The sequence below is a fragment of the Burkholderia sp. KBS0801 genome, assembly GCF_005937855.2.
In the GTDB taxonomy this organism is placed as follows: Bacteria; Pseudomonadota; Gammaproteobacteria; order Burkholderiales; family Burkholderiaceae; genus Burkholderia; species Burkholderia ambifaria.
In genome coordinates this window covers 2600093-2624950 of sequence record NZ_CP042178.1, presented here as the reverse complement: position 1 = coordinate 2624950, position 24858 = coordinate 2600093, and the positions used below count along the sequence as shown (strand labels likewise).

The following is a 24858-nucleotide window of genomic DNA, read 5'->3' as shown; positions in this document are numbered from 1 at the left end:
GACCGACGGCCGACTTGCTTCAATCCTTTCGATAAAGCGAAAGCCGTTTTTGCCATTCGGGCATGTCGCACGGTTGCGCCAGCAACCAACAATTCTGTCGCGAATTTTCGTACGTGATCTAAATACATGCGGAATGTCTGTCTGTAGCATTCGGCGATTGAGTCACAGCCGGCAAGTGCCTTGCCGGCCAGGTCCGAATGTATTCCATGTGGGTAGATCCAATGCAAGTCGTCGACCGCCGTCGGGCCAACATCGGTAGCGTCGAAGCGACGCGCTCTCGCGACGCTGGTTCGCGTGCGATGCTGCGCGACGTCGGCGTGGTCGTGCGGGTCCGCCGCGCAATGTGCGTGGCGCTGCTCTGCGGCGGTGCCGCGAGCCTGTTCGAGCCGGTCCATGCGCAAGTGCCGGATGCGGGGCGAGCGATGCGCGATATCGAGACGCCGCGGCCGGATCTGCCGCCGGAAACCGCGCCCGAGCTGACGATCGCGCCGTCGGAAGAGGCAGCCGGGAGCGCGCCCGAGTCGGGGCCTCGCGTGCTCGTTCGCGCATTCGCGCTCGACGGCAATACCGTGTTCGGCAACGACGAGTTGCAGTCGCTCGTCGCCGATCTCGCCGGCAGCACGCTGGGTTTCGCCGACCTGCAACGCGCCGCCGCGCGCATCACTGCCTACTATCGCCGCCATGGCTACGTGCTTGCGCGCGCCTATCTGCCTCGCCAGGACATCGACGACGGCGTCGTGCGTATCGAAATCGCCGAAGGACGCTACGGCGCAATCACGATCCAGAATCATTCGCGCGTGCTCGGTGCCGCGCTGCGCCAGCCGCTCGCGGCGCTGCATCCTGGCGATGTCGTGCGCGGGTCCGGTCTCGAGCGCAGCCTGTTGCTGCTCGACGATCTGGCCGGCGTCGCCGCGCGCGGCACATTGCGTCCGGGCGATATGCCCGGCACCACGGATCTCGTCGTCGACGCCGACAAAGGGCCGTTCGCGTCCGGATCGCTCGAATTCGACAACTTCGGCGACGCAGCGCTCGGGCGCTACCGTGTCGGAGGCAGCGTCGACGTCAATTCACCGCTGCGGCTCGGCGATCGCCTGAGCCTGCGCGGGCTCGTCAGCAACGAGTTGCAGCGCTACTACCGTGCCGCCTACCAGCTACCGGTCGGGCCCGCGTCGACGCGAGTCGGCGTTGCGTATTCGTCGCTGCGCTACCGGCTCGGCGGAGCGTTCTCGGATCTCGATTACAGCGGCCGTGCGACGGTGCAGACCGCCTACGTGACGCAGCCGCTCGTGCGTGCGCGAAACCTGAGCGTCACCGCGCAGGCCCAGTACGAAAACAAGAACCTGCGCGACGACTACGGGATATTCGATATACGTCGCGACAAGAACGTTGGACTGTGGACCTTCGGCGTCAGCGGCAATAGTCAGGACGGCTGGCTGGGGGGCGGCCGCAACGGGTTCTCGGTGATGTTCGGTGTCGGGCGACTGCGCAGCAACGATCCGTTCGAAGCGGATGCGCTGAAAAAATCGATCGGCAGCTTTACGAAGCTGAATGTGAGCGCGCTGCGCGTGCAGGCGCTGGGGCGTCGGTTCGAGCTGTACACGCAATTCAGCGCGCAGTTCGCGTCGCGCAATCTCGACGAATCGGAGAAATTCAGTCTCGGCGGCCCGTACGGCGTGCGCGCCTACGCGCTCGGCACCGGCAGCGGCGACCAGGGCTGGCAGGCCAGCGCGGAGTTGCGGTATCTCGTCGCACCGGGATGGCAGGTCAGCACGTTCGTCGACGCCGGGCGCGTGCAGGCCGACAAGTTCCCGTGGACGCGTGAGCGAAACATGCAGCACATGCAGGCCGGCGGTGTCGGCGCGAGCTGGTTTGGCGCGAAGCGCCAGGTGACGCTGACGGCCGCATGGCCGCTCGGCGCGGCGTTCGGCTCGCCGACCCGCGCGCCGAGCGTATGGGTTCAGGCCGCTCAGTATTTCTGAGCGCGCATGATCGGTCCGTCCGGCAGGGCGGGTTTTATAAGGCAGATTGAAGAGGATACCAAAATGAACAAGGCCTATTCACTGGTGTGGAATGAAGCACAGGGTGGCTGGTGCGCAGTCGGGGAAACGGCGCGCCGTCGCGGCAAGTCGGGCAGTGGCAAGCGCCTGCTCGCGGCGGGCGTGTCGCTGCTGGGGCTGGCGGCGTCGTCGGGAGCATACGCGCTGCCGACGGGCGGCGAGATCATGTCGGGGCAGGCTGACATCGCGAAGTCGGCGGACAACAAGACGATGTCGATCAACCAGCACACGGACAAGCTGATCACGAACTGGCAGGACTTCAGCGTGGGCAGCGGCGAGCGGGTGTCGTTCCGGCAGCCGACGAACCAGTCGATCGCGTTGAACCGGGTGGTCGGCGCGAACGGCAGCCAGATTCACGGCCAGCTGGACGCGAACGGGCGCGTGTTCCTGGTGAACCCGAACGGCGTGATGTTCGGCGCGGGCGCGCAGGTGAACGTGGGCGGCTTGGTGGCGTCGACGCAGAACCTGTCGGACGCCGATTTCCTGGCCGGTCGCTACCGGTTCGCGGGGACGTCGGGCCAGTCGGTGGAGAACGCCGGAACGATCACGGCGGCGGACGGCGGCAGCGTCGCGCTGCTGGGTGCGCGGGTGTCGAACACGGGCGTGATCCGTGCCCAGATGGGTCGCGTGGCGTTGGGTGCGGGCAATGCGTTCAACGTGAACTTCGACGGCAACGGGCTGCTGAACCTGCAGGTTGAAGGTGGGGCGGTGGACGCGCAGGCGCACAACGGCGGGCTGCTGAAGGCGGACGGCGGGGAAGTGCTGATGACGGCGCGCGCGGCAGGCGATCTGCTGGGTTCGGTGGTCAGGAACAGCGGCACGATCGAGGCGAAGGGGCTGAGCAGCCGCGCGGGGAAGATCACGCTGGACGGCGGCGAGGTTCAGGTCGGCGGGAAGCTGGACGCGAGCGCGCAGGACGCAGCGACGGCAGGCGGCACGGTGACGACGCGCGGCGAGCGCGTGGCGGTGTCGCGCGACGTGCAGGTGGATACGCGCGCGGCGTCGGGCCGCACCGGCCTGTGGACGATCGAGGCGGCCAACGCGTCGGTTGGCGGTAACGCCGATGTGGCGATCGACGGCGAGACGCTGTCGCGCAACCTGGGCACGACGAACGTGGCGCTGACCAACACGTCGGGCGACCTGACGGTGGGCGACGCGGTGAACTGGGCGAGCGACAACGCGCTGACGCTGACGTCGCAAAAGGGCAGCGTCGACCTGAAGCAGTCGCTGGCGGCGAGCGGCGCGAACGCAGGCGTGACGGTGAACGCGGCGCAACGCATTCGCGTCGGCAACAACGTGGCGCTGACCGGCGAAAACGCGAGCCTCGCGTTGAACTCGGGCAGCGGCCATACGCTGACGGACGACGCCGTGGTCACGCTGTCGGGGCGCAATGCATCGTTCTCGGCGAACGGCGAAGCGTATCGCGTGATTCACGATCTCGCGGGGCTGCGCGCCGTCGACGGCGACATGAAGGGTCGTTACGTGCTGGGTAACGCGATCAACGGCGGCGGTGCGCAATTCCGCAGCCTCGGCGGCGATCGTGCGGCGTTCGGCGGCGTGTTCGACGGCCTGGGCAATACCATCGGCGATCTCTCGATCTCGAATCCCGACAGTGCGGTCGTCGGGTTGTTTGCGGTCAACAGAGGCCGCATCGCCAACCTCGGGCTGGAGAAAATCACGGCGCGCGGGTCGGCCGGGTACACGAGGTCGCCGGTCAGCGTCGGCGCATTGGCCGGCTACAACACGGGTGACATCACCAACGTAAAGGCGAAAGACGTCGTGGTGACCGGCTACGGCCGCGCGATCCTCGGTGGCCTGGTCGGCAGCAACCTCAGCGGACGCATCGATCGCGCATCCGTTTCGGGCCGCGTCGAAGGCGGCAAGGATGCGCTGTACGTCGGTGGTCTGGCTGGCGAAAACCGCACGTTCCTCGAGCCGAATGAGCGCGACGCTACCATCAGTAACAGCCACGCCGACGTAACGGTCATCAGCGGGGCGAGCGGCGTCATCGGGTCGGGCGGCGATACGGGCGGTCTGGTCGGGATCAACCGCGGCGTCATCACGGCGTCGACGGCAGCGGGCAGCGTCAGCGCCCTGGCCCGCGGCGCGCGCGTCGGTGGTCTCGTCGGCTTCAACGAAGGCGGGGACAAGGCGGGGCGCATCGAGGCCTCTTCGTCGACCGCGAGCGTACGAGGCGGTCATGACGCGACGGCAGGCGGCCTCGTCGGCTACAACGCCGCGTTGATCGAGGCGTCCGCCGCGACAGGTGACGTGACCGTGGCCGATAACAGCACGGCGGGCGGCCTGGTCGGGGAAAACCGCGGCAAGATCGCTGCGTCGACGGCTGGCGGCAAAGTCGTTGCGGGTGCATCGGGTGTGGTCGGCGGGCTCGCCGGCGTCAACCGTGCAACGATCGCGACGTCGACGGCAAACGGCAGCGTTCAGGCCGGCAACGCCGCGGTGGCGGGCGGGCTCGTGGGGTTGAACGAGGCCACGATCAGCGCCTCCACTGCGAACGGCAACGTCTCGACGGGCGCCGACAGCCAACTGGGCGGCCTCGTCGGCCGTAACAGGGGCGATGCCGAGATACTCGCATCGAGCGCACATGGCCGGGTGGACGGGCGTAACAACGTGAAGGCTGGCGGGCTCGTCGGCTCGAACCTCGGCAAGGTTGACGGTTCGTCGGCCGACGGCGCGGTCAAGGTCGGCGCGCAGAGCCAGGCAGGCGGTCTCGTCGGCGAAAACCACGGCACCGTGGCCGCCTCCTCGGCGGACGGCAACGTGTCGGCCGGCGATGACAGCATCGCGGGTGGTCTCGTCGGCATGAATCTCGGCAAGGTGGCGAGCGCCCGCGCAAGCGGTGCCGTGAACGTCGCCGGCAGGGGCCGTGCAGGGGGCCTGATCGGACTCAACTGGGGCAGCGTGTCGTCGTCGAGCGCGTCGGGAGACGTCGTTTCGGGCGCCGGTAGCTATGTCGGCGGCCTGGTCGGCCATAACTTCACGATTGCATCGATCGATGCGTCCGACGCCTACGGTTCGGCGAAGGGCGGCGATGGCAGTTCGGTCGGAGGCCTCGTCGGCAAGAACGACGGCAAGATCGCGGCGTCGTCGTCGTCGGGCGCGGTGTCCGGCGGGCGCAATGCACGGCTGGGCGGCGTGGCAGGCGAAAACTTCGGCAACGTCGATTATTCGAACTCGAGCAGCCTTGTTGCCTACACGGCCGGCTACGACCAGCTCTATGGCGGGCTGGCCGGCGTCAACTTCGGCCGGATGCGCGGCAATGGCGTGAGCGGAAACGCGGCGGCGGTGCCGCTCGCGGGCCGCAATTTCGGCTCAATCCGGAACTGATCGGCCCCGTTCCGGGAGGCTGGGTTCGTTGCAGTGACGCCCGCCTCCCGGGCGCGTCGCGTTGTCGCGACTTCGATCCGACGCCCGTTCGGCATAGGTGCCGGAGGGGTTCGCCGACCGGCGATGGCGGCACGTGTGCCATCGCCGGCTCGGTCTTCGTCGCAACGATGCTTTTCAAGGGTTCTTCACGTCGATCCGCGAAGAACCCTTTCCTTTGGCGGCGAGCCGGGCACGGCCGGAAAATCGCGGGGCTGTCGGTATTCTGCGCCGTCGTTACGCATCAAGGTAGCCGCGCGACCGGGCTATCCCAAAAAACTCCAGCCAATTGTGTCGCCTGAGCGGCTAACCCGCCGAACGATCTGTCAACGCAACGCAACGCAACGCGAAACGACCGACCCGGATTTACCGCGTTAAAGTTCGTTCAAGTCCGAAAGTGTTGAGTCGTTCGATTTGACGTGTACGAAATGGTTCGTACGATGCGGACACCCCGGCGGGCCTTTGGCATGATCGGAACTCCCCTTTTTCCGAGTGTTTCCCGTGACGATCACGGATGTCGGAACAGCGCTGTTCCGGCTGCGTTCGCGATCGTCGCCGCGCGCCATGTCGCAGAGCCCGCTTCAATCCCTTCGTCGTTACCAGAGCATTTCGGTGTTCGGTGGCGGTATCGTCGTCACCATCCTTGTCCTGATCGCTTGCGGTCTCGGGATGGCATCGATCGTCTCGGGCTATGTCGAGGGGCAGCGGCGCAACTACCTGAACGGCCTGGAGCAGACGCTGAACGAAATCCAGGTAAGCGAAACCTCGTTCCGCAACGGCGTCGCGAATGCGCAATTGATCTGGCAGGAGGCCGATGACGCGCCCGCGGCGGTTGTCGACGAATTCTTCCTCAACGACCAGCGCGTCGCGACCCGTCCGCATCCGTCGCTTGTCGTCGGCGTGCCTGCGCGTAACAGCGATCGGGCTGAAGTCGCGCGCTATCTGTCGCTGTCGGTCCTGTTGGCACGCATCTGCGCGGCCAGTTCGCTCAATCGCGGCCGCACGCTGGAGGGTTACCACTACAGCACGCGCACGGGCTTGTTCGCGCTGATACCTCATCGGGATCGTGACGATCCGGCGCTGGTTTCGCCGGAAAGCCGCGCACGTGTGCTGGATGCGCTGCGCGTCGATTTCGAGCGCCCGTATCCGGACATCGTCGATGCCCGCCCGCACGTGCGCTGGCTGCCGCCGTTCATCGATCCCGTATCGGGGCAATCGCGCATCCGGCTCGCGGCCGAGGCGCGCGACAACGGCAAGCCGTTCGCGGTGCTCGTCACCGAATATCCGACCGATTACCTGCTGTCCTGGCTCGCCGACTATCGCCCCGAAGGCATGTTCTACATCACGACGGCCGATGGCCAGCTCGTCACGATGGATCCCACGGCGGGCGAAACCGGCCGCGTGGAAAGCCTGCTGAAGCTGAACCCGTGGCGGGGCGGCGCGTCGTCGTCGAGCGCGCCGGTGTTCCGGGACGGCTTCCTGCTGTTTCACGGCAAGCTCGAATCGACGGGCTGGACGCTTGCCTATGCGCTGTCGTGGACCGACATCGCGGCCGGCGTCGCGCGCTCGGCCGGTACGCTCGGCGCCGCGACGCTACTCGCGCTCATGGTCATGTGGGGTTTGCTGCTGCGCTTTCATCGGCGAGAGTTCGTGCCGCTCTACGCGCACTCGCAACGCGTGTTCGACAGCGAAGCGCTGTGCCGCAGCGTGATCGAGATGGCACCGATCGGGCTTGGGCTGATCGCGCGCGACGACGGGCGTTTCATGCTGGTGAGCCCGGCGCTGACGGACATGGTCGAGCGCATGGGCGGCGACTATCACGCGCTGTCGAGCCAGGTGGTCGACGCCTGGCAGGCGTGCGGCGATGAGGGCGGCGTGCAGCACGACGACCTGCTGCTGGGCGAAGTGCAAGCCACGCGGCAGCATCTCGAATTCATTGCGTGCGGCGCACGCTATCAGGGCACGGACGTGCTGATCGCCGCGGTTGCCGATGTGACCGCCAAGCGGCAGCTCGTGCAGCAGCTGGAAGAGGCCGTGCGCGCCGCCGATTCGGCCAATGCGGCGAAATCGTCGTTCCTCACGGCGATGAGCCACGAGATCCGCACGCCGCTCAACGTGATCCTCGGCAACCTGGAACTGCTCGAGCGCTCGGCGCTCGACGCGGTCCAGCACGATCGCGTGCACACGCTGCGGGCATCGGCGACAAGCCTGCTCGCGCTCGTCGGCGACATTCTCGATTTCTCGAAGATCGAGGCCGGCGCGATGTCGGTCGAATCGATCGAGTTCGACGTGATCGAGACGGTCGAGCGCGAGCTGAACGCGTTCGCGACGATCGCGAAGGCGAAGGGCTTGCAGCTGTTCTGCGAAATCCATGCGTGCAGCACGCAGCAAATGCGTGGCGATCCGACGCGGCTCGCGCAGGTGCTCCGCAATCTGGTGAACAACGCGCTCAAATTTACCGATGCGGGCCGCGTGACCGTGCGCGTTGCTGTCCTCGCCGGGCGGCACGACGTACCCGAACTGTCGATCGAGGTCGAGGATACCGGCATCGGCATCGCCGCCGAACATCGGTACAAGTTGTTCAAGGCATTTTCGCAGGTCGACACGTCGATCACGCGACGTTACGGCGGCACCGGCCTCGGGCTTGCGCTGTGCAGCCGGCTTGTCGCGGCGATGGGCGGCAGCATCGCGGTGGAGAGCAAGCCGGGCGTCGGCAGCCGTTTCAAGGTGCTTCTGCCGCTCGGCATGGACATCGTCGCGCTCGACCGGCCGCGCGCGGCTCGCGCACACGCGCTGGCGCTGATTGCCGCGCATCCCGAATGGTGCGATTTTGCATTGCCGCATCTACATGCATGGGAATTCGACGTCAGCGTGTACGACAGCCCGTCGAGTCTGCCGGCCGGCATGGCACGACGCGGCGCGGTCGTGCTGTTCGGCGATTCGGACACGTGGTCGCGAGCGGATCTGAACAGCCTGAGCGATTGCGCACCGCTGATACTCGCGATACCCGACGGCCCGCTCGAACCGTATCGCGCGGGCGACACGGTCCGCGTGTCGAGTTACTCGCTCCGCGGCTTGCGCGCCGCGTTGGCGCTCGGCGGCCAGATGGGCGATGACCGCGGGATCGATGCCGTGTCGGGCGACGGCCCGCTGCGTGACGATTCGCATGCTCGCGATTCGGTGACGGCCGCGCCGTCGCGCGACGCGGCCGCGCACGGCAGTCGCGCATTGCGCGTGCTCGTCGCAGACGACGAAACCATCAACGGCTCGATTTTCAGCGAGCAACTATACGCACTCGGCTGCACGGCAGCCGAGGTCGGATCGGGGCGTGCGGCGCTCGAATCGCTGGCCAGCGACGACTGGGACGTGCTGCTGATCGGCGGGGATCTGCCCGACATGCGCGCGCACCAACTGGCCGAGGCGGCACGCGGCGTCGATGCCGCGTGCGACGTACTTGTCGTGACGTCACATTTGACGCCCGAAGGCATGCGCCGCTGCACGACGGCCGGTGTCCGGCGCGTATTGACAAAGCCCGTGACACTCCAGCACTTGCGCGGCGCGCTTGCGCATGCATGGCAGCGACGGGCCGCGACGTCGGCGCAGGACGCATGCGTGGCCGCTTGCCCGGCGGGCCAAACCCATCATGAAACAGCATTGCATGACAAGTAACCTACAGCATCGAACGTATCAACGAGTATTCGAGATAACAACAACGGCAGGGTGCCGACGCACGTCGCGCGGCAGATTTCAAATCAATACTGGAGGGGAACATCGTGCGTCATGTAGGGAAGATATTCGCACTGTTGCTCGATTTCGCCGCACTTTCTGAGAAGTCTCGTCGGGAATTCCTGACGATGATGAACGAGTTCTTGCTCATGTCGCCGGTTCAGAGGCGGCGTACGCTTATCGAGTGGAAACATAGGGTGGATGGCAACTCGCATGACCTGCCCGGCGATTCGAACCGCCAATAGCGCTCCGGGTTGCAGCACGGCCGCGCTGCGCGAGAGCGCGGCCGGCATCCCGTAACGGCGCCAAGCGGTCGTGCGCTTCGGCAAATCTGCGCGGCGCGGTCGCGCGGACACGTCGTGCGCGTCGCGCGCGCTGACGCCGGCGCACACCGTCTGCCGCGTGGCCAGCGCCGATTGAAGGGCAAACCGGGATTTATCTTAAAATTGAGGCACTATTTGTCCGGTGCGCCGAATACGGCCAGCCATCGACACGATGGCGCGAGCATGCTCCCCGTTGCGGCGGGGGACCGGATGCGTGACTGAAAAGCCTCGGGGAAACAGGAACATGGACGAATTTTTTGTGCGCGTGATGGTAGCCGACGATCATCCGGCGTCCGCGCTCGGCATGTCGCAGGCGCTGCAAGGCAACAGCACGATCAAGCTCGTGGGCACCGTTTCGAACTCGACGGACCTGGTCGCGGCGCTCGACGCGCAGCAGAGCGACGTGCTCGTGCTCGACTATGTGATGCCGGGCGGCAAGTACGGCGACGGGCTCGTGCTGCTGTCGTTCCTGCAGCGCCGTTATCCGGCGCTGCATATCGTGACGATCACGATGATCGACAATCCGAGCGTGCTGCGCGCGATCCACAAGCAGGGCGTGAGTTGCATCCTCAGCAAGTCGGACGCGATCTCGCACCTGATCGGCGCCGTGCATGCCGCGTACGTCGGTGCGAACTACATGTCGCCATTCATCAAACAGACGCTGCAGGACGTCGAATCCGAGCCCGCCACTCGCGCGCTGACGACGCGCGAGATCGAGGTTGTCCGATTGTTCGGCGCCGGCTACACGGTGGGCGAGATCGCCGCGCAGCTCCATCGCAGCAAGCAGACCATCAGTTCGCAGAAGTCGAGCGCGATGAAGAAACTCGGGATCGTTCGCGACGCGGATCTGATCCGCTATAACGATGAGCAAAAGCTCGCGGGCGCGTCCGACGGCGATGCGTTGCCGACATGACGATCGCGGGGGCTGGCTGCCGCTCCGGATCGGCTTCGGGCCAGATGCCGCCGAAGTGACGCATTGCGCGTGGGCCGACGCCCGCGGCGCGACGCGGTTACTCTGCTTTTCAGGACGCCGATGCGCCGGTATCGGCGAATGATGCGGTATTCCCCGCCGCGAGCGACGAGATCGATAGAACATGCCTGCAAAGCTGAAAAGACTTGTATCTCACGCCGCCGTTGCGGTGCGCAAGCCATTCGATCCGGGGCGCGTCCGGCGGCAGCAGCAGTTCCTGCTGTACGCAAGCGGAGCGGCGATCTCGGTGTTCATTCTGGTGTGCGCGGCACTCGTTCTGCTGCTCGACGTCCAGGAGTCCCTCGAGCGTTTTCGTGTCGAGTTCATGGAGCGCAAGGCCGGGCTCGTGGCCGAACTGGAGGTCATGAAGGCATTGCAGAATCGCTATGTCGGCGACATGGAACTGCATTGGGCGAGCGTCGCCGAAAATTCGCCGGGCCTGCCTGGGCCACTCGAGGGCAAACGCGGCAGGCAGATATTCGTCGGGCAAACTGGGCGAGTGGCGATCGCCGCATTCGCCGACATCCCGTCGACGGATGCGTCGAACACTCATTTGCCCTACCTCGCGCGTTTTTTGGAACCGGTCGAAGTGACCGGCGTCCTGCCGCCGCCACAACCAGCCGATCCGGGGTTGTCCGCCTATCTGATCGATCCGAACGGCGATTTTCTCATTGCGACGGGGTACCCGCTGGCAAAGCAAGCACTCGCGCTGCCGGCCGGTTTCGACATTAAGGCACTGATCAGGCAACTGCAGCCGAAGGACGACGGCGAGTCCGTGCCGGCGACGCTCGCCACCGCTCCCGGCAGCGACGCGATCGTGCTTGATCGGCGATTCGATCCGGTGCTCGGGCGCTCCTTGCTGCGGCTCGTGAAAGGCGTGCATGGCGCGCACGGCGGGCTGGTCGCCTCGTTCGTCATCAACAGCCGGCCGCAGATCGACGAGATGCTGCGCTCGCCGGAAGCCGGCAAGGATTATGCGCTCATCGATTCCGCGGGCAATCTCCTGATCGGCCGGCAACCCGCCAGCACGATGGTGGCCCGCGCGCTCGAACTTGCCCGCCAGGAGCGTGACTGGAAAACGGCCGCACATCGCGTCGGCGTGAACTTCCTCATCAGCGACCGGATACCGGAGTCGGACGAGGTCGTGATGGCGACCTTCTCATGGCGCAGCGTGCTGAGCGACATCGCGCTGCGCGTGGGCCTGACGATCGGGTGCGGACTGTTCGCGATCGCGCTGCTATGGATGGCAATCGTGACGTTCGACAGGCGGGCGCTGCGCCCGGCGAATCGGCGGGTGATTCGCCTGATCGAAAGCGAGGCGCTCAACCGGACGCTGATCCGCACGGCGCCGGCCGGGCTCGTGCTACTGTCGTTCGTCGACGGCGAAGCGATCATGCGCAACGACGCGCTGATCGCGTACGAGCGGGACGTGTCGGGCGAGCCGCTCGGCAAGCGCTTGTGGCGCGCGTACCGGGACGGCGCGCCAGCCGGCAACGCGCGTGGGCGCGTCACGCGAGAGCTGGCCGTCGAGCGCTCGGGATCCGGCACCGTCTATCTCGATGCGCACATCGTGCGCACCCGGTATCGCGGGATCGAAGTGCTGCTGTGCACGCTGCTCGACATCACGGGCCGCAAGCAGGCGGAGGAGAAGCTGCGCGAGGCGAGCGAAGCCGCCGAGCTCGCGAACAAGGCGAAGTCGACGTTTCTCGCGACGATGAGCCACGAGATCCGCACGCCGCTCAACGCGATCATCGGCAACCTGGAGCTGATGGAGCGCGCACAGATGGCGGCGCCGATGCGGCGCCGGCTCGGGACGATCATGTCGTCGTCCGATGCGCTGCTGCGCGTGATCAACGACGTGCTCGACCTGTCGAAGGCCGAGTCGAACCAGATGGTGCTGGAAAGCATTCCGTTCGACCTGCGTCGTGTCGTGAACGACGTGGCCGCGATCTTCCGCCCGCTCGCGGATGCGAAAAACCTTGCGCTGACGTGCCGCATCGCGCCGGATCTCGCCAACGGTTACGTGGGCGATTCGACCCGGCTGCGGCAACTGGTCTCGAACCTCGTCAGCAATGCGATCAAGTTTACGAAGCGCGGTGGCGTGACGATCGACGTGCGGCTTGCAAAGGCGGGCCCGGCCGGGCGTTGCGTCGAAATCGCAGTCAGCGATACGGGTATCGGCATTCCTGAAGACAGCCTGCCGACCCTGTTCGACGTCTATGTCCAGACCGATGCGTCGATCTACCGGCGCTTCGGCGGCACGGGGCTCGGGCTGCCGCTGTGCCGGCGCATCGTGACGCTGATGCGCGGCGAGCTGAGCGTCGATAGCCATCTTGGCGAAGGCACGGTTTTCGTGGCTGCGTTGCCGCTGCCCGAAGCGCCGTCCGGCTGGCGACACGAAGCGCCGGAACCCGGAACATTCGCGGATACCGCGCGCGGGTACGAAGCAGACGCGGAATCCGAAGCGGGGGCAGAGGCGGGCGCGGAGGCCGACGATGACGAACCGCTGCGCGTGCTCGTTGCCGAGGATCATCCGGCAAGCCGTGCATTGCTGCGCGACCAGCTCGACGCGCTGCGCTACGACGCGACGATCGTATCCAACGGCATCGAGGCGATGCGCGCGTTCTTCGAGCGGCCGTACGACGTCGTGCTGACCGATCTGGGCATGCCGGAACTCGACGGCTTCGCGCTCGCGAACTTCTTGCGCGAGCAGGGTGCCCGCGTGCCCGTGATCGCGATGACGGCGCACGCGACCGACGAGGATCGCCGGCGCTGCGAACAGGTCGGCGTGGCGGAGGTCGTGCTCAAGCCGCTGTCGATCGAGACGCTCGACGCGGCGTTGCGGCGGCATGCGGGGCGCGACGCGGCATTGCCCGCACCGGCGCACGGGCGAGTGCCGGTCGCGCCCGCGATGACCGACGAGGTGCGGCGTACGCTGCACGACGCGACGCTGCATTCGCTCGCGGCGATCGGCGACGCGCTCGCGAGCGGCGACGCCGATACGCTTCGCATCGAGCTGCATTCGATGCGCGGCGGCTTCGCGCTGGCGGGCGACGTCGATGCGCGCGATGCATGTGCACGCGCGGAGCGGGCGATGAACGACGGAGGCCAGGACGAAGTCGGGCGTGTTTGGCCCGACGTTCAGGCTGCAATCGAGCAAGCAATCGGCCGCTTGCGCCGGCCCGGCCCGAATGAAGGCGTCGCTACTGATACGAAAACGTAATCGTGCTGAGTGCACTCACGGAGCCCGGCTTGATCGTTTCCGCGACCTTGACGTATCTGGCCTCGAACGGCACTGAAATCTGGGTGTTGGCGGTGGAAGATTTGCCGACCATCCACTGATTCGTATTTCCCTTGGCAGACGAATCCGGCCCGAAGCTCAACGGGGTGCTCTCGCCTTTTTTTAGGATTTGAATCCCGACACCGGCCGCCGTCGAACTGGGCGCAAGGCTCAGGGCGCTGCCCGTATTCGCGGGATTTGTCGCATCGGTCAATGTTGCGTGAACACTGACGTTCGCATCGCAGTTCAGGCCGACAGAGAACGGCGCCGACCGGGCGGATGCCACGTCACCGGGCGCCTTGAGGCTTGCCGCTACCAAGGTTGGCAGCGTGACCGAATTGGTTGCGCCGGATGTGACTTTGCACGCCCTTGCCGTCACATTCGTGGTCAGCGAGGACATGTAATTCGATCCGCTACTTCCTGGAAGAAGCGCACCTTGGTACTTCAGCCTGTAGTTGAAAAGCCTGGTCGAATTAGAGGTGTAAGTTCCCGTCACGAGCGGACCGGCAGAGACAAGCGTCACCGATGCGTAAATACCACCTCTATCCCGTGTAGAAACCGGGATGGAAAGTTCGCCGTCTACAAGTGGTGCCGCAGGGGGATCGCTAAACCCGTTAGATCGTACTTCAACTACAAAGCCGATCCCGGGTATACCGGTTTCGAAAACTGCAGCGGCTTTTCCCGTGCTCGTTTTGTACGTTACATTCGGAATAACCTTTGCGATCGGGGTTAAGACATATTCGTCATACTGACATACCCCCCCAACATCAGCGTTGATACTGGCAGCACTCGCGCCATCGGTGGTCGAGTTCGGAAATTTCCCCCCCAAAGGAATTTCGTCCTGGGTCACGCTGACTTTCCCTGGGAGAGTGGGCGTGGTCAACTTGCCAGTGCCCCACAATTCGCAAACAGAAAGCGCGGATTCAGAAAATGCAATCGAGCACAGCGCCAGGCATTGCATCGTGATTCGCATTACGGAGCGATTCGACGCGCGTAGCGCGCCCGCGTGCAGGTCCGCATTTCTCGCCGCATTCATCCATTTCATAATATCTGTCCCGTTAGACCGAAAACGATTTCGAAACTTTCGCAGGCTTTGCCGTCAGCGACGTTCGAGCGCTTGCGCAGTGAAGATTGCGCAACGTCACCGACGCGCCGATGCCACGCGATTCGACACGGCCGGCGCATAGCTGGCGACCTCGCTCGCCACGCACGGCAGTTCAAGGCTCTGGGGCGGCTGGTAGGTCCCGGTGCGCTTGCGTACCGGCAGCGAATACGACAGCGCGCACACCGACTTGCCGTGACCCGCTTCCCACTGCATCTTCAGTTCACCCTGATCCACGAGCCCGCGCGCGAGCAGCTTGCCGCCCTGGCCGACCGTGCCGATGTCCTTGCCGTCCGCATCGGTCACGGTCGCGCCGAACGGTACCGGCGAGCCGTCGGCCTGCCGCGCGCGAATGATCGCGGAGCGTCCGTATGCCGTCTTGAACTTCAGCATCGGCACCGCGCCCGCCAGCGGCGCGATGCGCTGGCTCGTTTCCTTCAGTTCGACATCGGTCGACAGCCCCTTCGGATCGATGCCGATGTCGTTCATCGCAAACGGCGTCAGGTACGGCACGACCGCATAGCCGCGCCGGTCGATTCGCACGCCCGACGTATTGGTCACGCGCGCGCCTTCGGCATTCGGCGCCTCGATGATCGCGAAGGTCTCCGATAGCGGCTGCGACAGCGTGATGCCGCCGCGATGCGCGACGATCGCGCCGCGCGCGCTGGCCGAGAACTGCTGATAGTCGGCGGCTGCGCTGACGCTGCCGCTCAGTTCAGCGACCGGGCCGCGGTACTGGATGCTCGCGCCGCCGTTGGTCTGCGACGTGCCCGACGAATTGCCGTGGTTCACGTTCACGCCGTACGACAGGTTGTTGTCGACGCCGAGCGCGCCCGACAGGCTCGTTTGCGCCTGTGTCGAGCCGCGGGTGTCGCGGCTGAAGCTGGTCGCGAGCGTCATGGGCCGCGCCTTGCCGAGCGGAATCGACAGGTTTGCGTAGTACATCGTGCTCGACCGGCCCCATGCGTCGCGCTGGCGCGTTGCCGACACGCTATACGCGACGTTGCGGAACGTGTTGTTGTAGCCGACCGTGAAGTTGACGTCCGACCCGCTGCGGTTCCAGTAGGTCGACGCCGATGCGGTTGCGTTCAGGCTGCCGCCACGGGCGCCGAGCGACTGGCTCACCGTCAGCGACGCGCGGTTGCGCTGCCGGGACACGCTGGTCGATCCCACACCGAGTTTCGTCTGGTCGCGCGCGAGCATCGCGTCGTTCAGCGCGAAGAAGCCGTTCGTCGAATAGCGATACGCGGCGATTGCGACGTTCGTGCCGGTCGCCGCGACGGCCTTGGCGTAGCTGATCCGGAAGCTCTGCCCCGAATAGCGGCGCTCGCCCGGAATCGACGTCGTCGCATGCGTGACGTCCACGCCGACCGCGCCCAGCGACGTGTTCAGCACCGCGCCTGCCATCGCGGACAGATAGCCTTGCGCGAACGTCACGCCGCTATAGCCAGTCAGCAGGTTCGTGACGCCACGCTGCCAGGTCGCCTGCGCGAAGTACGGCGTGGTGTTAGGCAGGTTGCGTACGACGCCCGTCGTGAAGCTGTAGCGATTCTGGCCCGGGCGCAGCGACAGTGGCACCGCCGCGTACGGCACGGAAAACGAATGCACGGAACCGTCGGCTTCCGTCACGCTGACCTTCAGGTCGCCGCCGTAACCGGTCGGATACAGGTCGTCGATCACGAACGTGCCCGGCGCGACGGTCGTCTCGTACAGCGTCGCGCCGTTCTGCGTGACCGTGACCTTCGCGTGGGTGTTTGCGACGCCGCGTACGACCGGCGCATAGCCGCGCTGCGATTCAGGCAGCATGCGGTCGTCGGTGTACAGGCGCACACCTCGGAACGACGTCGAGTCGAACAGATCGCCGGACGTGTACGCGTCGCCGACGATCAACTGCGACGACCACGCGGTCAGGTCGCGCTGCAGGTAAGTCGAGACGTTCTCGTACTTCCTGCGGCCGCGATCGTCCCAACTGAACGAGCCGTTATGACGGAAGTGCCAGCGTCCGACGTTGATGCCGCCGTCGACGCCGACATAGCCCTGCGTGCTTTCTCCCTGGCCGCCGGTACGCGAGTGATACACGCTCGCGTTGTAGCCGAGCATCCCGACCGGGACGCCCTCGCTCCACTGGTCGGGGCTCACGTAGCCGCGTGCCTGCCGCCGCATCGAGATTTGCGGGATGCTCAGATCCAGCCGCTGCTCGTTGAAGTCGTAGCTGACCGACGCTTCCTGAATGGCCTGACCGATACGCAGGCACGCGCCGTCCTCGTCAAGCGTTGCGCGCACGTCCTGCGGCAGCTTCGACAAATCGACACCGATCAGCTCGAACTGCGCCTTGTCGAAGCACGGCTGCGCATCGACCGTGTTCGGCGCGCTCTTGAACTGCAATTCGACGCGGCCGGCCCAGTTGCCGTCGACATAGACGTCGGGTTTGTACAGGCCGGCCCGCACGACGTTGCGACGCCCGTAGCGCGACACGTCGATCGCGCCTTTGCCGTTGTTCAGGAAGCCGCCTTCGAACTCGACCTGCGCGAAATCCGTCTGCGCGACCTGCAGTTCGCCGGCATCGGCCTGTGCCGCATGCGCGTGCGTCTGCCAACCCGCGATGATCGTGAGAAGCAGCGCGCAGACCGGCTTCAGTTTCGGTTCTGTCTCCGCCTGCATGCTCGGTTGCCGCTTCTCCGTCATTTGATCTTTCCCGTCAGTATTGAGTTGAGTGTTCACCTCGGATCGAATGGCCTGGCTGAATCGGCCGTGCGCGCATCACCTCATCGGGACACGGGAGCCTCGTTGGATCGGTTGCCGCCCCAGTCGTCGAAGCTGCTGTACACGACCGTTCCGCCGGTTGCATCCGCGTTCGTCGAACCCTTGACCGGGAACGAAGCGGTTTCGCCCGGGCGCACATAGCCCACGCCGGCGTCCAGCGTCTTGCCGTTCGCATGGAGTGCGATGCCGCCGAGGTTGACGACGTATGGCGTCGGATTGGTTGCCTTCAGAACCAGCCGGTTGTCGGGATCGGCTGCGATCTTCCAGGTGAGCTGACGTGGCGCGTCGGCTGGATTTCCCGGCAGCCCTTCGGGCCGGTACATCAGCTTCACGCGTGTGCGAAATGCGATCATCAGGCGATTTCTATCGTCGTCGGCCGCCGCTTTCGGCGGGACGTCGAGCACGTTCAGCCAGAACAGCGACTCCTTGTCGGCCGGCAGCGCTTCGCCCGAATAAAGGATCCGGAGGGTCTGCCCTTTGCCGCCCTCGAGCCGGAAGATCGTCGGCGTGATCACGAACGGCACGTCGATTTGATCCGGTGCGGCACGCTCGTCGCCCTTGTCGATCCACGTCTGGACCAGGGCCGGTGCCTTGCCGTCGTTGGACAGTTGCACCGTGACCTCCTTGTCGGCACCCGGAAATACGACCCGTGTGCCGGAAAGCGTCACGCTCGCCTGTGCGCTCACGCAGGACAGGGCGGCCATCAGCAGCGCGAGCAAGCGATAGGGGGCGGCAAGCTTCATCATCATCCTCCTTGTGTTATGTAGTCCAAATAAATTAATCAGGAAATCGAGAGAACCGTCCGGCGAGCCAGCCTCATCCGGAGGCCGGCTCTGTCACTCAACCAACCGATTGTTCAGGGATAGATCAGCGAGTAGGTGACGTGCGAATTCGCGGTCCCGCCGGTCACGTCGCCGGTTGCGTAGTACTCGGCCGAATACTGCAGCGTCGCGGTGCCGGCCGTCGTGTCGATATTGACGACCTGCGAGTTCTGCGCCGAGGATTCTGCGCCGACCTTGATCGCCTCATACTTGTCGTTCAGGATGCTGATTTCGACGTTTTTCGCTGAGTCATCACCCGTCAGCATCAGACGGCCAGTCGCGAGGTTCACGGTCGCGCCCGGCTCGAACGCCACCGCCACCTTGTTGACCGGCGCCGGAATCGTCGTGCCGCCCTCTTCCTTGTCCGTCGTGCAGCCCGTCAGCGTGAGTTTGAACGGCGTACGACCCGCAGTCTTGCCTGCCCCGGTGAGGATGTTGGTCGATGCCGTCGGCAGCGCGACCTTCAGATCGTTGACACCCTCGTTGATCTTGCAGGTCGACGCGACGACCGAGCCCGTGAAATTGATCTGGCCGTCCGCCGCATGCGCTGCCGAAGTTGCCGCGAGGCCGGCTGCGACCACGAACAGGGAAAGTGCGGAAGTGCTTTTCGCGATTTTCATTGATTGAGTTCCAAACGATGGTTTAAAGGTGATGAAAGCGCGCATGAGATCCGTCTTGCGGAGGGGGGATGAGGTGAATCTCAATGTTTGCATTTCGATACGTATTTTCCTGATGCGAGACAAGACGGGAAATCGGACGACGCTTAAAGCGAAGCCTTAATTAATCGTACAAGTACTAAAGTTATGAATTGCGATGGGAATCGTCAGGTGGACTGCATGAATTGTTAAATCCGGGATGCGAGGCCGGGCGCGCTTTCGAGCGCGTGGCTCGTCCCGGCAGATCCTGTTCCCTGTACGAGCGACGGGTCGGCATCGGATTACGATCGGAAGATGGGTATCGGCCGGATGCGAAGGTAGCTAATGAGATTTCGGACAGGGATCCGTGGTTGCGTTGCCGGTTTGTCGGCATCGCCCGAGCGCATGACGTTGCGGTTAGGCGCAGCGACCATCGGCCTGTTGGATCGCGTGTATCGCATGGCGGCATACTTCAAGGTGATTGAATGCGGCCTGATAAATGCGACGCATCTGAGTCAACTCGGCTCAACGGGATTCAATTTCGTCAACCGGGGAGACGATTTGAATGGGACGTGTATTAAGTGGGTCTGTCGCCCCTTGAGACATGGAAAGCTGCGAGGCGGCGTTTTCCGGATTTGCGCGGCACGAAATGCCGGACGCAGATCGCGCTGGCGATCGGAGCGTTGCTCGGCGAAGCACGCCGGCATGGTAGTAGCCGATGCCCGCGGAGGTCGTGCTCAAGCCACTGTCGATCGAGACGCTCGATGCGACGTTGCGGCGGCATGCGGGACGCGACGTGGCATTCGCTCGCGGCGAGCGGCGACGCCGATACGCTTCGAATCGAACCGCATTCGATGCGCGGCGGCTTTGCGCTCCGGGGACGCATGTGCGCATGCCGAGCGGATCGTGGCCGAGGGCGGCGTGGATGGTTCGCACCGGCGTGGCCGGCTTGCCGGGCAGTCATCGAACGCTCGCTTGCCCGGCTGACCGGAAGTAATCGTGGCTTCGGAACGCCATAGGGCCGGCGTTCGACCGGATGCGATTGTGAACTCCTGCAATCACGCGATGAAATGCGTCCGGAAATGGTCCCGATCACGAATGATCGACTGTGGCCGCCATGGTGTTCGCCATCAATGGACAGGACCGGACGATCGTCATGCGGATTGACGCGACGTCGGTCAGGAATCGATCTTCCGTCGAGCCGTTGAGACCCGGCACAATCATGTGTCGAGTGCGAATGCTATGCGGTGAGACGGCTGGCTCCGGTCGCCGGTTCCGGCGTCGCGCAGGAAGAACCAAGAAGGGGAATGCCGGTGCAATGCGGCATTCCTCGCTTGGATATTGCGGTTACTGATAGCTCATCGTGAAGGTGGCGACGGCATCCGCCGTACCTGCTTTGAGCGTGTCCGAGGTTCGGACATAGCGTGCGCTAAGCGGGATATTGACGGTTTGATTGCCTGCTTCGGTCGCGAACCATTGATTCGGGTTGCCGGTCTCGCTGGAATCGGGCCCATATTGGACCGGTGTCGTCCCGTTCATGATCCGGATACCGACACCTTTTGCCGTCGAAGCGTTCGTCAGCGTGAGCACGTCGCTCCGGTTGCCGGGGTTGGTTGCGTCCGTCAGCGTGATATACATCCGGGTCTTGGCGTCGCTCGTGCCGCCAGAGCACTGCAAGCCAATATTGACCGGTTGTTCGGGTGCCGTCGCCGTGCCGTTCAGGTTGACCTCGCCAAACTGAACCTTGATCGACTTTGTCGTCACGCTGCAGGTCGGTACGGTCGGCTTGAGTTCGATCGATCCGTTGATCCTGAAGGATTGATACTGGAAAGTCCTGTTTTTGAGCCAAGCGCCGGCCACTTCTCCAGTCATCTTGCCGCCGGCCGTGATGCGGCCGGTCTTGACCACTTCAATGACAATGGCATAAGGAAACCAACTTGAGCCCTTGGAGGTAGTATTGTATAGATGCGGCCACCATGACGAGAGCGTCGCGTGTCGCATTCTGACGCCGATGCCGGCGACACCGGTTGGCCAAGTGGAATATTGGCCCACTGGCTCCAGTCGCCCAGTAATTTCATTTTCGACGGAGTCGGAGCAGGAGACCGCTCCGAGGCCGTTCGCTGTCGTCTGGAGTTGTCTCGAGAAGAGCACGGTACCGTCTGGCACATTGGGGTCGAAGGTGGGTGCATTGAAAGACGGGATCGTGAGGACCGCGGGACTCTGACCGTTGTTCGCTGTCGGGTAGGAGTTCTGCGTGACGGTGCAAGAAAACTGCGCCAGCGCGGTACCGCATACGAATGGCAACATGCTTGCCAGTCCAATAAGCAAACTCTTCGGGTTCATGTCGGATCGAATGTCGTTAAGTTAATCGGGCCGCGATCGGGGCGGCGCATTGTGTTTTCCCGATGTGCATCAGGCGAATGTCTGGAGCCGGATCGGGTAAAACGTCAGCGATTGCCCATACGGCAGCTCATCGCAACGCGCTCGTACATGAGCGCCTTGTTCCGCTGGGGTAAAACGTAGCCGCCTTCACACGTGCCTTCACTCCAGCGAATCGACAGACGCCCCTGATCTTTCACGCCGAACACGAGCACGCGCGATGCGTTGTCGACCATGCCGAGTACCTTGTCGTCCTCGTCGTAAGCCGTCGCCCCGAGGGGCACCTTCTTGCCGTCGGTCGTCGTTACGTCGAACTGGATGCGGCGGCCCGTTTCCGCGGCAAAGCGCGTCTTCACGATCGCGCCGCGCGTCGGCACGATCGTTTTCGCGTTCTCGGTGATCTCGGTGTCGTTGCCGAGGCTTTCCGTGTCGATGTTGAGCCAGTTGTACCGGTACGGCTGCGCATAGGGCAACACTGCGTAGCCGCGACGATCGGTGCTGACCGCCGTCGACGAATCGAAGCGCGCGCCCTTCACGCCGGGCACCTCGACGATCGCGAACGTTTCGCCGACCGGCTGGCCGAGCGTGATGCCGCCGCGGTGCGCGACGATCGACCCGGTTGCACCGACGTCGACGTGCTTGCCGTGACCGGACTGGCTGTAGTTCGACGTCAGCTTCGCCATCGGCGTATCCCAGCCGAGGCCCACGGCGCCGGAGCCGCCGTTGTCCTTCTGGTACTCGCCCTGCACCGAATAGTTGACCGTGTTCCGGTCGTTCAGGAAGCCCGATACGCCTGCCTGAACGCGCACGTCGCCGCGCGTCGACGCCGTGACGTTCGAATAGGCGCGATGCGCGCGCGCGCTGCTGCCGAACGGAATGCTGACCGTCGCGGAGATCTGGTTGTCGATCCGCCCGAACGGCCCCGTCTCCTCGGTGCGCGCGAGCGCGACGCTGTAGCTGATGTTCTTCAGCGAGCCGCTGTAGCCGAGCTGGATGTTGCGGCTCGTGCCGCCGCGGTTCCAGTAACTCGTCTCGCCGATGCTCGCGTAGACCGACCCGTTGCGGCCGAGCGACTGGTTGATGTTCAGATCGATGCGGCTCTTCTGGCGCCGCATCCCGTCGCCTTGCCGGCTGCTCGTATCGTCGACGTGCTGGCTCAGCGTGCGGAAGCCGTCGGTCGAATACCGATAACCGACCATCGTGAACGTGGTGTCGGTGGCCGCAAGCGTCTTCGAGTACAGGAACCGGAAGCTCTGCCCGTTCGCCTTGCGGCCGGGCACGTTCGACAGGCTATGCGTGACGTCGAACGAAATGCCGCCGAGCCGCGAGTTGAAGCCGACGCCGAGCGCGATCGCGGCATAGTTCTGCGCGCCGATCAGGCCGCCGTAGCCGGTGAAGTTGTCGGACAGGCCATACACCACCGTGCCCTGCGCGAATTTCGGGCGGACCTCGCCAATCCCGTGATACTGGCCCGCGGAAAACGAATAACGAATCGAGCCGCGCCGGATCATCACCGGCAGGAACGAATAGGGCTGCGTATAGCGCCGGACGCTACCATCGGATTCGGTGATCGAGATTTCGAGATCGCCGTTGGAGCCGCTCGGATAGATGTCCTTCAGCTCGAATGCACCGGGCGTGACCGTGGTCGAATAAATGACGTAACCGTTCTGGCGCACCTCGACGACCGCGTTGGACTGCGCGATGCCGCGCACGACCGGCGCGTAGCCGACCTCGTCGTCCGGCAGCATGCCGGTGTCCGATCCGACCTGCACGCCGACGAAGCGGAAGCTGTCGAAGATTTCGCCGGCAGAATACAGTTCGCCCGCCGACAGCGTGCCCTTGATGCCGCGCAGGTCGCGCTGCACATAGGTACGGTTCGACGTGAACTGCGACTTCGTGCCGCGGCGCCCGGTCAGCGCCGATTCGTTCCTGAGCCGCCAGCCGCCGACGTTGAAGCCGTTGCGCAGGCCGAGGTAATAGTAGGCGCTGTTGTATCCGGAGTCGGAGTCGTGGCTGAAATTGGCCTGATAGTTGCTGTAGGCCGCGACCTCGCCGTCGTCCCACTTCGACGGATCCACATAGCCGCGCGACCGGCCGGGCACGTAGGCCTGCGGCACGCTGATGTTCAGCGACAGTGTGCCGACGTCGAAATCGGTCGACGCGCCGTCGATGATCTCCGCGAGATTCAGCGCTGCGTCGTCTTGCAGGTCGGCCGGAATCCGGTTTTCCCGCTCGAGTCGCTTCACGTCCACGCCGAGCGCCTCGAGCAGGCCAAGCGTGATGACGGGATCGACCTTGTCGCCGTTCGCCTGAAAGACAATCGATTCGCGCTTGCCGGGACGCTGATTCAGCGACACGTCGACGTCGTACGTGCCGGGCGAAACCGAACTGCCCTGTTCGAAGTACTTGAGCTCGACAGGCGCGTTTTCTTTCTTGATGAACAGTTCGTTGAATTCGGCTGCCTGAACCGAGGTGGCTGCAACGAGGCCCCCGAGCGCCACCAGACAGGTTGCGCCCTGGCAGGCCGCTATCCGCAAATCGATTTTCTTTTCAGTGGTATCCATGCCTTGACCTTGGTCGCGTGCCTTTTCCAACCTGTCCGGATTTCAGGAATGCGCGCCTCCGATAAATTAGTAATGCGAATTTATATTGGGCGATTCGAAGCCAGAACCAACGAATGCGCTGTCAGTTGGCGACTGTTGCGTTGTTTTCTTCGACCGCGCCGAAGTCGCTGATCGACTCGAAATCGACCTTGGCGCCCGGTGCAAGCGATTGGCCGTTGTAGTTCCTGACGCCAAGCTGACGGGTCGATTGCGGCGGAATCATTTCCGTGTCGATCGGATGCGTTTGCACGCCGCTGTGGAGCGTTGCCTTGACCAGCGATACGAAATAGGGGGTGTTGTTGACGACCTCCATTCCGTATTTGCCGCCCGCCGCCCGCCAGCGCCATTGAAGCTGCTTGGGCGCGTCCTCGGGCTTGCCTGCGAGGTTGGTCGGCCGATAGAACAGTTTGATGCGCTGACGCACCGCGATTTGCAGCGTGTTGTCGCCATCCGGTTTCTGCGGAATTTCCTGCACGCTGAGCCAGAACACGGATTCACGGTCCGTCGGCAGACCCTGGCCGGCGTAGAAGATCCGCAGCGTTTGCTGCTTTTCCGCGCCGAGACGGCTCAGCGAAGGCGTGATCGCGAACGGCAGATCGCTTTTCCGGTCGTCGGATTCCAGCCATGACTGGATCATCACGTCTTGCTTCGACGAATTCCTGACGAGCACGGACGCTTCTTTGCTCTGCGCCGTGTACACGACACGCGTGCCGTTCAACGAAATTCCGGCGACAGATGCGCCTGAATGGATTAATAGCGAGCTGGCCGCGACCAGCCCGGCAATGAGTGATCGTTTCATGATGGAATTGGAAAAG

Annotated in this window: 12 protein-coding genes; 5 read left to right on the top strand and 7 right to left on the bottom strand. The window is 64.4% G+C overall.

Annotated features, from left to right (window positions below; genetic code table 11):
• Positions 1–341 precede the first annotated feature (341 nt).
• The 5 genes from FFI87_RS28635 to FFI87_RS28610 all read left to right on the top strand — a co-directional run bounded on the left by FFI87_RS28635 (position 342) and on the right by FFI87_RS28610 (position 13683).
• The gene (locus FFI87_RS28635) at positions 342–1979 is read left to right on the top strand and encodes a ShlB/FhaC/HecB family hemolysin secretion/activation protein (RefSeq protein ID WP_138850258.1); all 1638 of its coding nucleotides are present in this window, start codon (positions 342–344) and stop codon (positions 1977–1979) included.
• Between the two features lie 63 nt (positions 1980–2042).
• Positions 2043–5405, top strand: a complete 3363-nt coding sequence (locus FFI87_RS28630; RefSeq protein WP_138850259.1) for a GLUG motif-containing protein — start codon at positions 2043–2045, stop codon at positions 5403–5405.
• 600 nt (positions 5406–6005) lie between these two features.
• Complete coding sequence (locus FFI87_RS28625; RefSeq protein WP_138850260.1) at positions 6006–9110, top strand: ATP-binding protein; 3105 nt, start codon at positions 6006–6008, stop codon at positions 9108–9110.
• A gap of 624 nt (positions 9111–9734) precedes the next feature.
• Entirely contained in the window at positions 9735–10403 is a 669-nt protein-coding gene (locus tag FFI87_RS28615; RefSeq protein ID WP_138849861.1) for a response regulator transcription factor, read from the top strand.
• 181 nt (positions 10404–10584) lie between these two features.
• Positions 10585–13683, top strand: coding sequence for an ATP-binding protein (locus FFI87_RS28610; protein ID WP_138849862.1), 3099 nt, complete (start codon positions 10585–10587; stop codon positions 13681–13683).
• On the opposite strand, the gene FFI87_RS28605 is transcribed toward FFI87_RS28610, so the two are convergent.
• From FFI87_RS28605 to FFI87_RS28570, 7 genes are all read right to left on the bottom strand, one after another.
• Positions 13664–14785 carry a fimbrial protein gene (locus tag FFI87_RS28605; protein WP_138849863.1) on the bottom strand — a complete coding sequence of 374 codons (1122 nt, stop codon included), beginning with the start codon at positions 14783–14785 and terminating at the stop codon, positions 13664–13666. The genes FFI87_RS28610 and FFI87_RS28605 overlap by 20 nt on opposite strands.
• 96 nt (positions 14786–14881) lie before the next feature.
• Positions 14882–17527 carry a fimbria/pilus outer membrane usher protein gene (locus tag FFI87_RS28600; RefSeq protein ID WP_138849864.1) on the bottom strand — a complete coding sequence of 882 codons (2646 nt, stop codon included), beginning with the start codon at positions 17525–17527 and terminating at the stop codon, positions 14882–14884.
• Positions 17528–17607: 80 nt separating this feature from the next.
• Complete coding sequence (locus FFI87_RS28595; RefSeq protein ID WP_138849865.1) at positions 17608–18351, bottom strand: molecular chaperone; 744 nt, start codon at positions 18349–18351, stop codon at positions 17608–17610.
• Positions 18352–18461: 110 nt separating this feature from the next.
• The gene (locus FFI87_RS28590; protein ID WP_138850261.1) at positions 18462–19046 is read right to left on the bottom strand and encodes a fimbrial protein; all 585 of its coding nucleotides are present in this window, start codon (positions 19044–19046) and stop codon (positions 18462–18464) included.
• Between the two features lie 1362 nt (positions 19047–20408).
• Positions 20409–21404, bottom strand: coding sequence for a fimbrial protein (locus FFI87_RS28580; RefSeq protein ID WP_138849866.1), 996 nt, complete (start codon positions 21402–21404; stop codon positions 20409–20411).
• 104 nt (positions 21405–21508) lie between these two features.
• Complete coding sequence (locus FFI87_RS28575; RefSeq protein ID WP_138849867.1) at positions 21509–24004, bottom strand: fimbria/pilus outer membrane usher protein; 2496 nt, start codon at positions 24002–24004, stop codon at positions 21509–21511.
• A gap of 121 nt (positions 24005–24125) precedes the next feature.
• Complete coding sequence (locus FFI87_RS28570; RefSeq protein WP_138849868.1) at positions 24126–24842, bottom strand: molecular chaperone; 717 nt, start codon at positions 24840–24842, stop codon at positions 24126–24128.
• Positions 24843–24858 lie beyond the last annotated feature (16 nt).

Excerpts from the sequence above, each read along its gene's own strand:
- FFI87_RS28580 (WP_138849866.1), bottom strand. The coding sequence starts at position 21,404 with ATGAACCCGAAGAGTTTGCTTATTGGACTGGCAAGCATGTTGCCATTC.
- FFI87_RS28610 (WP_138849862.1), top strand. The coding sequence starts at position 10,585 with ATGCCTGCAAAGCTGAAAAGACTTGTATCTCACGCCGCCGTTGCGGTG.
- FFI87_RS28590 (WP_138850261.1), bottom strand. The coding sequence starts at position 19,046 with ATGAAAATCGCGAAAAGCACTTCCGCACTTTCCCTGTTCGTGGTCGCA.
- FFI87_RS28625 (WP_138850260.1), top strand. The coding sequence starts at position 6,006 with ATGTCGCAGAGCCCGCTTCAATCCCTTCGTCGTTACCAGAGCATTTCG.
- FFI87_RS28570 (WP_138849868.1), bottom strand. The coding sequence starts at position 24,842 with ATGAAACGATCACTCATTGCCGGGCTGGTCGCGGCCAGCTCGCTATTA.
- FFI87_RS28595 (WP_138849865.1), bottom strand. The coding sequence starts at position 18,351 with ATGATGAAGCTTGCCGCCCCCTATCGCTTGCTCGCGCTGCTGATGGCC.
- FFI87_RS28575 (WP_138849867.1), bottom strand. The coding sequence starts at position 24,004 with ATGGATACCACTGAAAAGAAAATCGATTTGCGGATAGCGGCCTGCCAG.
- FFI87_RS28635 (WP_138850258.1), top strand. The coding sequence starts at position 342 with ATGTGCGTGGCGCTGCTCTGCGGCGGTGCCGCGAGCCTGTTCGAGCCG.
- FFI87_RS28615 (WP_138849861.1), top strand. The coding sequence starts at position 9,735 with ATGGACGAATTTTTTGTGCGCGTGATGGTAGCCGACGATCATCCGGCG.
- FFI87_RS28605 (WP_138849863.1), bottom strand. The coding sequence starts at position 14,785 with ATGAAATGGATGAATGCGGCGAGAAATGCGGACCTGCACGCGGGCGCG.
- FFI87_RS28630 (WP_138850259.1), top strand. The coding sequence starts at position 2,043 with ATGAACAAGGCCTATTCACTGGTGTGGAATGAAGCACAGGGTGGCTGG.
- FFI87_RS28600 (WP_138849864.1), bottom strand. The coding sequence starts at position 17,527 with ATGACGGAGAAGCGGCAACCGAGCATGCAGGCGGAGACAGAACCGAAA.